The organism is Sphingomonas sp. CFBP9019 (assembly GCF_034045155.1).
GTDB classification, from domain to species: domain Bacteria; phylum Pseudomonadota; class Alphaproteobacteria; order Sphingomonadales; family Sphingomonadaceae; genus Sphingomonas; species Sphingomonas aerolata.
The window spans coordinates 468,955-478,831 of sequence record NZ_JAXCWK010000005.1 but is presented as its reverse complement, the minus strand read 5'-3'; the positions used below and the strand labels follow the sequence as shown (position 1 = coordinate 478,831).

The following is a 9,877-nucleotide window of genomic DNA, read 5'->3' as shown; positions in this document are numbered from 1 at the left end:
CTTACGTCCCTAACCGGACCGTCGCGGGGTGGAGCAGCCCGGTAGCTCGTCAGGCTCATAACCTGAAGGTCACAGGTTCAAATCCTGTCCCCGCAACCAAATCCTACGACAGCCCCGAAGCGAAAGCTTCGGGGCTGTCGTCGTTTCTAGCCCTCTTTTACTGCGCGCCTGACCCCATGACGAGGACGCGTAACCTAGCGTGTCTGTAAGATGGGCCCGGATGCGCCCGCTCGGCATCAAGGCGGCTGTTGCTGCACGGGGCGCACGCTATTCCTGGTATCGGTCGAGTACAGGCCCTCGGGGCCGTGGACGGATCCAGACGGTGAAGGGGCAGGCCGGTGACCGACCTGCCCCTGTGCTCGTTCAGAAGCGCATCGTCCCGCCGAACGCGACGGTCCGGCCGCTGACGGTATTGGTCATCACCCGCTTGGCGGTACCGTCGGCATATTGGACGATCGGCTCGTCGGTGATGTTGATCACGTCGAGCGTCAGCTTGAACCGCGGCGTCAGATTGACATAGGCCGAGGCGTCGAGGTTCGTGGTGCCCTTGATATACTCGCCGATATTGCCGTTGCCGCCATCGCCCCAGCGATAGCGCGAGCGTGTCGCGATCGAGCCGCGCGCGCCCCAGCGATCGGTGTCGTAATAGAGCGTCGCGTTCGACGAGAATTTGGACAGCGTCGGCAGCGGCAGGCGGACCGGCACGCCCGCATAGAAGACGTCGGTCGATCCGCTGGCGACCGTGACGTTGCCGAGTATGCCGAGCTTGTCGAACGGCGCGGGCAGGAAGTCGAAGTCGCGCTTCGCGGCGACCTCGATCCCCTTGATCGACGCGCCGGGGCCGTTGATCGGGCGCGTATAGTTTACCAGCACCGCAGGGTCGACGCCGACGGGCAGCAGCGCCGCCGGATAGCCGGTCGAGGCATAGGATACGAGCCGCGTTTCCGACGTGATGTACGAGTCCATGTGCTTGTAGAAAGCGCCGATCGCGAGCGATCCGCGCGTGCCGTCATAATATTCGAGCGAGGTTTCGATCGAATCGGCGATGAACGGCTTCAGATTGGGATTGCCGGCCGCGATCGTGCCGCCGAACGAGGCGAGGTTGAGCGTTCCGGCCGCGCGCATGTCGCTGAGCGCAGGGCGGCTCAGATTGCGATTGCCGCTCAGCCGGAAGACGATCGACCGGCTGAGGTCGAAGGCGAGGTTCGCTGCGGGCAGGAAGCCGTCATAGCGGTTGGTCACGCTGACCGGGACGAGCGCGCTGCCGACCAGCGCGGTCCCTGCGGATCCGAGATCGGTATGGTAATAGCGCACGCCGACATTGGCGCGCAGGCCGATCGCGCCGAGCCGGGTGGCGAGGTCATATTGCAGATAGGCGCCATAGGTCCGTTCGGTCAGGTCATAGGCGGTGCCGGCGACGGTGCTGTTCGCGTCGACGATCATGCTCTGGCCGAGCAGCGCATAGGTGCCGGCGACATCGCCGATCACATAGGGGGCGAGCGTGCTGTCGGTCAGGACGCTGGTCGGGACGTCGGGCACGCCCGGCTTGTTCTCGTAGCTGGGCGCGACCTTGCGCTGCCAGCCGCCATTGGTGAAGCGCTTGAACCCCGCGCCCGCCTTGATCGTCGACCCCGTGGCGACGGTCCAGGCAAGCTCTGCCTTGCTGTTGTAGAATTCGCTCTCGATCCGGTCGGCGCGGGTCTCGAGGCCCTGCAGGTCCCATTGCGACGCGTCGGTGGTGTCGAAGCCATAGTCGGTCCGCGGCGAGGCGGTGTTCAACCCCGAAAAGGAATAGCTCTTGCCGACCGCCTCTAGATAGACCTGCGCATATCGCGACGCGAAGGTCGATCGCGACCAGCCGCCCAGGACGTTGAGCGTCAGGTTGCTGGCGAGATCGGTATGCGCGTTGAGCGCGGCCTGCCAGAAGGTCGTCTGGTCATGCGTCACCTTGGATTCGGTGCGCATGTCGACACGGTCGAACGACGCGCCGACGATGTCGTTGAAATCGTCGAAGGTGACGCCGGTCAGCAGCTGCGTACCCGTGACGTTGTTCGCGGCGACGCCGTTGGTCCCCGCGGCGCCGATCACGCCCGAGCGCCGGTCGTTGTTCAGCCGGCCATAGAGCAGGTCGAGCGAGACATCGGTGCGGTCGTCGGGATGATATTGCAGTGCGGTGGTGACGCCGAGCCGTTCGCGCTTGTTGAAGAAGGTGGCGTAAGTCTGCGCACGGCTGTTCCAGACGCGCGCGGCACCGGTCGCGCCGACCAGGAGCGCGCGGTCCGCAGCGGAGACGGCGGGCCCGACATTGGCCGCGCCGAAATTGATCTGCGACCAGTTCCAGTTGCGATAGCCGAACTCGACGGTCTCGGCGGTGCTGTACGCGACCGAGGCGAGGACGCCGAAATCCCCCCAGCGGTCAGATATCAGCCCGACGAGGCGCGGTGTGACCGTCTTGGTATATTGGTTCGCCTGGCCGCGGGCGGAGGCGACGACGGTGAGGCCGTCATAGTCGAACGGCTTGGCGGTGTGCAGCCCGACAGTGCCGCCGATGCCGCCCTCATCCTGCTGCGCCGCATAGGATTTCTCGACGATCACCTTGTTGAACAGCTCGGACGCGAAGATGCTGTAGTCGAACGCGCGCGATCGGCTGACCGACGAGCGGCTGTCCAGCCCCGACGAGGTATTGGTGAGCACCTCCATGCCGTTCAGCTGCGTGCGGGTGAAATCCGCGCCAAGGCCGCGTAGCGAGATCTGGCGACCCTCACCGCTGTCGCGGGTGATTGCGACGCCGGGGATGCGCTGGAGCGCCTCTGCGAGGTTCTGGTCGGGAAACGCGGCGATGTCCTGCGCCAGGATCACCTCCTGCGACCCGGTGGCGGCCTTCTTGATCTGCTGCGCCTTGGCGACGCTCTGGCGGTAGCCCCGGACGACGATGTCGGCACCGTCATCGGCGAGGGGGTCAGGCTGCGTGGCCTGCGCGATCGCCTGGGCTTCGGTCCCGCCGGGCGCCGCGGCAGGAGCGTATGCCGTCGTCACCGGCCCCATGTGCCGCGCGACGGTGACCGTGCCGCCGACGATCCTGCCGTCGACCGCGCTGCCCGCGGTGATCCGCGCGAGCGCCTGTTCCGCGGTCATCCGCCCGCGCAGGCGCTGGCTGCTTGCGCCCTGCAGCAGCGACGGCGACGTCGCGAGCTGCAGCCCGGTCAGGCGCGAGAAGGCGAGGAGCGCGTCGGCGAGACCCTGTGCGGGAACGTCGAAGCTGAACTGGCGTGGTGCCGGTGGTGCGGTCTGCGCGATCGCAGGCGCGCAGACGAGGCCGGACAGTGCGACGGACGCAAGCAGACGCCGCGCCAGACGAATTCTATGAAACATGATTTCCCCCCGAGATGGTTCGAGGGCAAGACGGGCAGGCGCCCGGAAACCCGACAAAGTATTTGGTTTCAGTTATATGACAGCGAAGTCTGATGCAGGTCGGCGTTTATACTGACGGTGGTGCTGCGCAATTTGGGGGATCGGGCAGCGTCCGCGCGAACTCCTTGTCGCACCCTCTCCGAAATTGTCACAAACGCGGCCTAGGTCGCCGGGATCAACAACCCGGACGAGCCATGCCAGCGACCCTTCCCCAGATCGACACCCGCGCGGGCGAGCCCGCGGTCGAGGACTGGCGCGCGATCGCGGCGACGCTGAGCCGCTATGTCCGTGCGCGCACCAGCCGGGTCGATGTCGTCGAGGACGTCGTGCAGGAGACGCTGTCGCGGCTGGTGCACCAGGGGCGCGTGCAGAAGCTGGTCAGCATCTATGCGCTCGGCTTCCGGATCGCCGCGAACCTGCTGGTCGACCATCATCGCAGGGACCGCCGCTATGTCGCCGAACGCGCGGAGGAGCCCGTCAGCCAGGCGCCCCTGCCGGACCGGGTGCTGGTCGGCCGCGAGGCGGTCGCGATCCTCCGGGACGCGCTCGACGCCATGCCGCCGCTGCGCCGCGACGTGCTTGTCCGCCGCCGTTTGCAGGGGCAAAGCTGCGCGGCGATAGCGAGGGATCTGGGGTTGAGCCCGAAGGCAGTCGAGAAACACATCACCCGCGGCCTGGCAGACCTTCACAAGGCGATGCCGGGAGAGGCGATCGCGTGCGGACGCGGGCGATGAGCCGCGAGAGCCAGATCGCCGAGGATGCCGCCGCGTGGATCGACCGGCTCAACCAGCCGGCGTTCGATGCCGCGGCGGGGCCGGACTTCGATGCGTGGATGGCCGCGTCGCCGCGGCACCGTGCGGTCTTCGCCGAGATGCAGGCGCTCTGGCAATCGGAGGCGCTGGTCGAGGCGCTCGGGACCGCGGCGTGCGTCCCTGCTGCCGCGATCCCGCCGGCCCCGCGGGTCGATCGCGCGCGCCGGGGGCGGCGATCGATGCCGCGGCTGGCCGCTGCTGCCTGCGCGATACTGGTTGCGATTCTCCTGCTCGTGCCGATGCTGGCGACGACGCGCTATCGCACCGGCCCTGGGGAGAGCCGTACCGTCGTGCTTGCGGACGGGTCGCGCGTCGACCTGAGCGGCGACACCGAGCTGCATGTGCGGATCCTGCCCTGGCACCGCGGTGCCGAGCTCGTCCGCGGCGAGGCCTATTTCGATATCCGCCACGAACGCAGCCGGATGTTCCGGGTCGCGAGCGGCACCACGTCCGTCCGCGTGCTGGGCACCGCGTTCAACGTCGATCGCCAGTCGCCGACGCGCACCGCCGTGGTCGTCTACCGCGGTGCGGTCGAGGTCGGCGTCGCCGGGGAAGCGGATCTGGTGCTGCACAAGGGCGACGGCGCACGCGTCGTCGACGGGCAGGTCACGGCGCAACCCCGCATCGCGGCCAGCGCGCCCGAGTGGAAGTCGGGGTGGTTCGAGGCATCCGACGTTCCGCTCGCGGTGCTGATCGGCAAGGTTCAGCGTTACTCGGCGCGGCCGATCCTGTTGGAGGACCGTCGCCTGCAGGCGCTTCCGATCAGCGGCCGCTTCCATATTTCCGATACCGACCGCGCATTGCAGGCGGTGCAGGCGGCCTATCAGGTCGATGTCGCTTACGGGAAAGACGCGATCGCCATCCGCCCGGCGGGTGAGCGCGGGAATCCGTAGGATCGCCGCCGCCCGTTCTTTTGTCTGTCGGGTTTTGCCCGTCTGCTCCGTCTTTCCGGCATAGCAGGTCGCGCTGCGACGCCGGTCGGGCGCTGCAGGCGCGCGCTGCCGCAGGGAGTGTCCGTATGGCTCAGTTCGATCGCCGCAATCTGGTCAAGGCCGGCCTCTCGCTCGCAATGCTGGGCGGGGCGGGGGCGCCGCGGCTGCTCGCGAAGGCGACGTTCACGCGCGATCCGTTCACGCTCGGTGTCGCGTCGGGGGATCCCTGGCCCGACGGGTTCGTGATCTGGACCCGGCTGGCGCCCGAGCCGCAGACCCCGGACGGCGGCATGCCGCCGCATGATGTTCCGGTCCGCTGGGACATCGCCGAGGACTCGGGTTTCCGCAAGATCGTCCGGACGGGCGCGGCGGTCGCCGACGCGGCGCTCGCGCATTCGGTTCATGTCGAGGTCGACGGGCTGCGATCGCATCGGCCCTATTGGTATCGCTTCCTCGTCGAGGGTGCCGGATCGAGCCCGGTGGGGACCGCGCGCACCGCGCCCGCGGCGGGCGCGTCGCTCGCCCGGCTGCGGCTGGCGATGCTGGGGTGCCAGGATTTCGAGACGGGCTTCTTCACTGCCTATGCGCATGTCGCGCGCGAGCCCGATCTCGACGCGGTCTTCCATTATGGCGACTATATCTACGAGATGGCGACCCGGGCCGAGCCCAGTCCGCGCAAGCACCTCGGCGCCGAGACCTATACGCTCGACCAGTATCGCCGCCGCTATGCGCAGTACAAGGCGGATCCCGACCTGCAGGCGGCGCATGCGGCGGTCGCGTTCATCATGTCGTTCGACGATCACGAGATCGACGACAATTGGGCGGGCGAATTCGACAAGGACGGCAACCCGCCGCCGGTGTTCGCCGCGCGCAAGGCCGCGGCGTTGCAGGCCTGGTACGAGCATGTCCCCGTCCGTCGCGCGCAACGGCCCGGGACCGGGCGCGCCTATCGCCGGTTCGATTACGGCACGCTGGCGCGGATGCACGTGCTCGACACGCGCTCGGCCCGCAGCGACCAGCTCTGCGAGCGGCCCGGGATCGCGCGGGGCGAACTCGACGCCTGCGTGCCCGTCGACCAGCCGGGGCGCACGATGCTGGGGGCGGCGCAGGAGCGCTGGCTCGACGACGGGCTCGCCAATGACGCCCGGTGGAACTTCATCGCGCAACAGGTGCTGTTCATGCCCTATGACGCGCGCAAGGACGGCGCGACGACGCCGGTGATCGGCAAGGACAATTGGAACGGCTATCCGCTGGCGCGGCAGCGGCTCGTCGACGGCATCGCGCGGCGCGGGCTGACCAATGTCGTGATCGGCAGCGGCGACCTGCACCAGAATGTCGTCGGTTCGGTCCCGCGCGACGCGAACGACCTGGGCGGTCCCGCAATCGCGACCGAGTTTCTCGCGACTTCGATCTCGTCGGGCGGCACCGGCGGTGCGCGTTATGCGGGCGAGACGCGCGCGCTCGACCACAATCCGAACGTCAGCCTGCTCAACAACCAGCGCGGCTATCAGCTGTTCACCGTGACGCCGGACCGCTGGCTTGCCGAGGTGAAGGTGATGGATCAGGTCGATCGGCCGGGCGGGTCGATCTCCACCTTCGCCAAGTTCGTGGTGGATCCAAAACAGCCCGGGCCACAGCCGGCCTGACGCGGTTGCGCGGCCCCGTGCAGACGCTTAGGGATTTTCGATCGAGGCCTGCGTGTCGGTATGCGGCGCCTCGAACGTCGCCCAGTCGCCTTCGCCATCCGGGTCGGGGCGGGGCGGTGGCCCCGCAATGCCGTCGTGATCGGGGCGGTCGCCGGTCCGCGCGCGGTGGAGATGGACCTTGGCGATCATGTTCGCCGAAATCGGTGCGGTGATGAACAGGAACAGCGAGATCAGCAGCTCGTGCGCGGTCCAGACGCCGAGCCGGACCTGGAAGAACACCACCGACGCCAGCAAAAGCCCGCCTAGCCCGAGCGTCGTCGCCTTGGTCGGGCCGTGCAGCCGCTCCATCGTCGAGGGGAGGCGGACCAGCCCCCAGCTGCCGATCAGCACGAACGCCGCGCCGAGCAGGATCAGGCCGGCGATGATGATCTCGACGATGCCGCTCATTCGACGATGTCCCCGCGCAGGAGGAACTTGCAATAGGCGATGGTGCTGACGAACCCGACCATCGCCAGCAGCAGCGCGGCCTCGAAATAGGTGTCGTTGCCGCCCATCATGCCGATCACGACGATCACCGCGATGACGTTGATCACCATGGTGTCGAGCGCGAGGATCCGGTCGGCGAGCGCGGGCCCGCGGTACAGCCGCCAGCCGTTGAGCAGCAGCGCGAGCGCGATGGCGATGGCGGCGATCTGCAAGGCGGTGGCGATCATGCGAAGATCCTTAGCAGCGGCGCCTCGTAGCGGGTCTTGATCCGCGCGATCTCGGCGTCCGCGTCCGCGACGTCGAGCGCGTGGACCAGCAGGAAGCGCCCGTCGGCGGACACGTCGGACGAGACCGTCCCCGGCGTCAGGCTGATCGTCGCGGCGAGCACGGTGATCGCCTCGGGCGACGACAGTGCGACCGGAACGACCAGCCAGCGCGAGCGGAGATCGCGGTTGCGCCGGAACAGGATCAGCCGCGCGACCTCGAAATTGGCGACGACGATGTCGTAGAGCACGAGGCCGACATAGCCGAGCAGCGCGCGGCCGAAGCGGACGCGGGGGCGATCGGGCCAGAAGGGCTCGGTGAACTTGGGCAGGACGATCCCGAAGACCAGACCGAGCAGGATCCCGCCGACCGTGATGCTGTTCGCCATCAGCAGCCAGACGACGACCAGCATCGCGGTCAGCGCGGGGTGGGGGAGGAGGCGCTTGATCATCGCGTCGCCTCCGTCAGGACCGCCGCGGCATAGCGATCGGGGGCATAGATCTGCGCGGCGGTCGCCTGCGCCTGCGCGGTGGCCCAGCCGGCACCGAGCGTCAGCAGCGCGAGCAGCACGAGCAGCGTCGCGGGCGCGATCAGTTCGGCGCGCGACCGGTCCGCGCCGGCGATCGGGTCGGCATCGTCGGCCGCCTTCCAGAACAGCGTGCTGCCGCTGCGGGCAAAGCCGACCACGCCGATCAGCGTGGTGCCCAGCACCGTCGCCCAGATCAGCGGCCATGGCGCGGCCGTGACGCTGGTCTGGAGGATGAACAGCTTGGCGACGAACCCCGACAGCGGCGGCAGGCCGACCGCGGCGATCGTCGCGGCGAGGAACAGCAGCCCGGTCGCCTGCTGGCCCGCGAAGCGCGGACTGGGGACGATCGCATCGCCATATTGGCCGCGTCGGCGCAGCGTCACGTCGGCGACGAGGAACAGTGCCGCGCCCGCCAGCGTCGCGTGGACGAGATAGAACAACGCGGCCGCGGTCGTCGCCTGTGTCCAGCACGATACCGCGAGCAGCAGCGTCCCGGTCGAGCCGAGGATCGCGAACGCCGCCTGTTCGCGCATCGCGCGCGCCGCCAGCACGCCGACAAAGCCGATGATCGCGGTCAGCACGGCGGCGGGCAGCAGCCAGGGCGCCGGCACCCAGGCGGCGGCGCCCGCGGCATCGCCAAAGATCAGCGGCACGACCCGGATCATCGCATAGACGCCGACCTTGGTCATGATCGCGAACAGCGCGGCGACGACCGGCGCGGTCGCGGCATAGGTGCGCGGCAGCCACAGGTGCAGCGGCACGACCGCCGCCTTCAGCGCGAACACCGCGAGCAGCAACAGCCCGGCGAGCCGGATCAGCCCCTGGTCCTGTGCGCCCAGTGCGGCGATGCGCTGGCCGAGATCGGCCATGTTGAGCGTCCCGGTCAGCCCGTAGAGCAGCCCCAGCGCGATCAGGAACAGCGCCGAGCCGACGATGTTGACGACGACATAGGCGACCCCCGCCTTCAGCCGCGCCGCGCCCTGACCGTGGAGCATCAGCCCGTAGGAGGCGATCAGCAGCACCTCGAAGAACACGAACAGGTTGAACAGGTCCCCGGTCAGGAACGCGCCGTTCAGTCCGAGCAGCTGGAACTGGAACAGGGGATGGAAATGCCAGCCCTTGCGATCGACCGCGGTGACGACCGCGTGGAGCATCACCACCAGCGCCAGCACCGCCGCGAGCACCAGCATCATGGCGGACAGCCGGTCGAGCACCAGCACGATCCCGAACGGGGCCGGCCAGCCGCCGAGCGGATAGGCGCGGATCGCATCGTCCTGCGCGATGCCGAACAGCGCGAGCGCGACGACCAGCATCGCGACGCAGCCGGCCAGCGACAGCGCGACGCCGACATGCCGCCGCCGCCGCATCACCATCAGCGTCAGCGGCGCGATGATCGCGGGGATCACGACCGGCGCGATCACGAGATGGTCGAGCAGCGTCATGCGCGATCCTGCTCCGGGCCGGGGACGGCGTCGGCGATGCCGTCGACCTGGTCCGATCCGCTTTCGAGGAAGCTGCGCAGCGACAGGATGACGACCAGCGCGGTCATCCCGAAGGTGATCACGATCGCGGTCAGCACCAGCGCCTGGGGCAGCGGATCGGCATGGTCGGTCACGCCCTTGGCGAACAGCGGCGGGCGGTCGACGACGAGCCGGCCGATCGCGAACAGGAACAGGTTCACCGCGTAGGACAGCAAGGTCAGCCCGAGCACGACCTGAAAGGTGCGGCCGCGCAGCGCGAGATAGACGCCGCCTGCGGTCAGCACCGCGATTCCGCTGGCGATCAGGAATTCCAGGC

9 protein-coding genes and 1 tRNA gene are annotated in these 9,877 nt (G+C 68.6%); 4 read left to right on the top strand and 6 right to left on the bottom strand.

All coding sequences use genetic code 11. The features are described from left to right. Nucleotides 1–22 precede the first annotated feature (22 nt). Nucleotides 23–99, top strand: a tRNA-Met gene (locus SOM18_RS17315). A 264-nt stretch (nt 100–363) separates the two neighbouring features. Here SOM18_RS17315 and SOM18_RS17310 read toward each other — a convergent pair. Next, complete coding sequence (locus SOM18_RS17310) at nt 364–3,372, bottom strand: TonB-dependent receptor (RefSeq protein WP_042466256.1); 3,009 nt, start codon at nt 3,370–3,372, stop codon at nt 364–366. Nucleotides 3,373–3,605: 233 nt separating this feature from the next. Here SOM18_RS17310 and SOM18_RS17305 point away from each other — a divergent pair, with 233 nt between their 5' ends. The 3 genes from SOM18_RS17305 (at nt 3,606) to SOM18_RS17295 (ending at nt 6,801) form a co-directional block, all read left to right on the top strand. Continuing rightward, nucleotides 3,606–4,145: an RNA polymerase sigma factor gene (locus SOM18_RS17305; RefSeq protein WP_051916211.1), complete on the top strand. Its 540-nt coding sequence runs from the start codon at nt 3,606–3,608 to the stop codon at nt 4,143–4,145. Next, the gene (locus SOM18_RS17300) at nt 4,142–5,116 is read left to right on the top strand and encodes a FecR family protein (RefSeq protein WP_320482063.1); all 975 of its coding nucleotides are present in this window, start codon (nt 4,142–4,144) and stop codon (nt 5,114–5,116) included. The genes SOM18_RS17305 and SOM18_RS17300 overlap by 4 nt, the downstream gene beginning before the upstream one ends. A 125-nt stretch (nt 5,117–5,241) precedes the next feature. Further along, on the top strand, nt 5,242–6,801 hold the full coding sequence (locus tag SOM18_RS17295) for an alkaline phosphatase D family protein (RefSeq protein WP_031440535.1): 1,560 nt from the start codon (nt 5,242–5,244) through the stop codon (nt 6,799–6,801). A 27-nt stretch (nt 6,802–6,828) separates the two neighbouring features. On the opposite strand, the gene SOM18_RS17290 is transcribed toward SOM18_RS17295, so the two are convergent. The 5 genes from SOM18_RS17290 to SOM18_RS17270 are packed head-to-tail and all read right to left on the bottom strand — an operon-like array spanning nt 6,829 to nt 9,875. After that, nucleotides 6,829–7,248: a Na+/H+ antiporter subunit G gene (locus tag SOM18_RS17290; protein ID WP_031440534.1), complete on the bottom strand. Its 420-nt coding sequence runs from the start codon at nt 7,246–7,248 to the stop codon at nt 6,829–6,831. Further along, nucleotides 7,245–7,514 carry a K+/H+ antiporter subunit F gene (locus tag SOM18_RS17285; protein WP_031395560.1) on the bottom strand — a complete coding sequence of 90 codons (270 nt, stop codon included), beginning with the start codon at nt 7,512–7,514 and terminating at the stop codon, nt 7,245–7,247. The genes SOM18_RS17290 and SOM18_RS17285 overlap by 4 nt, the downstream gene beginning before the upstream one ends. Beyond that, nucleotides 7,511–8,002 (bottom strand): Na+/H+ antiporter subunit E, encoded by a 492-nt coding sequence (locus tag SOM18_RS17280; RefSeq protein WP_031440533.1) that lies wholly within the window; start codon nt 8,000–8,002, stop codon nt 7,511–7,513. Before SOM18_RS17280 ends, SOM18_RS17285 begins: the two co-directional genes overlap by 4 nt. Beyond that, nucleotides 7,999–9,522 (bottom strand): monovalent cation/H+ antiporter subunit D, encoded by a 1,524-nt coding sequence (locus SOM18_RS17275; RefSeq protein WP_031440532.1) that lies wholly within the window; start codon nt 9,520–9,522, stop codon nt 7,999–8,001. Before SOM18_RS17275 ends, SOM18_RS17280 begins: the two co-directional genes overlap by 4 nt. Then, entirely contained in the window at nt 9,519–9,875 is a 357-nt protein-coding gene (locus SOM18_RS17270) for a Na+/H+ antiporter subunit C (RefSeq protein ID WP_042467027.1), read from the bottom strand. The genes SOM18_RS17275 and SOM18_RS17270 overlap by 4 nt, the downstream gene beginning before the upstream one ends. Nucleotides 9,876–9,877: the final 2 nt, after the last annotated feature.

Coding starts and splice junctions, on each gene's coding strand:
- SOM18_RS17310 (WP_042466256.1), bottom strand. CDS start 3,372: ATGTTTCATAGAATTCGTCTGGCGCGGCGTCTGCTTGCGTCCGTCGCA.
- SOM18_RS17305 (WP_051916211.1), top strand. CDS start 3,606: ATGCCAGCGACCCTTCCCCAGATCGACACCCGCGCGGGCGAGCCCGCG.
- SOM18_RS17300 (WP_320482063.1), top strand. CDS start 4,142: ATGAGCCGCGAGAGCCAGATCGCCGAGGATGCCGCCGCGTGGATCGAC.
- SOM18_RS17295 (WP_031440535.1), top strand. CDS start 5,242: ATGGCTCAGTTCGATCGCCGCAATCTGGTCAAGGCCGGCCTCTCGCTC.
- SOM18_RS17290 (WP_031440534.1), bottom strand. CDS start 7,248: ATGAGCGGCATCGTCGAGATCATCATCGCCGGCCTGATCCTGCTCGGC.
- SOM18_RS17285 (WP_031395560.1), bottom strand. CDS start 7,514: ATGATCGCCACCGCCTTGCAGATCGCCGCCATCGCCATCGCGCTCGCG.
- SOM18_RS17280 (WP_031440533.1), bottom strand. CDS start 8,002: ATGATCAAGCGCCTCCTCCCCCACCCCGCGCTGACCGCGATGCTGGTC.
- SOM18_RS17275 (WP_031440532.1), bottom strand. CDS start 9,522: ATGACGCTGCTCGACCATCTCGTGATCGCGCCGGTCGTGATCCCCGCG.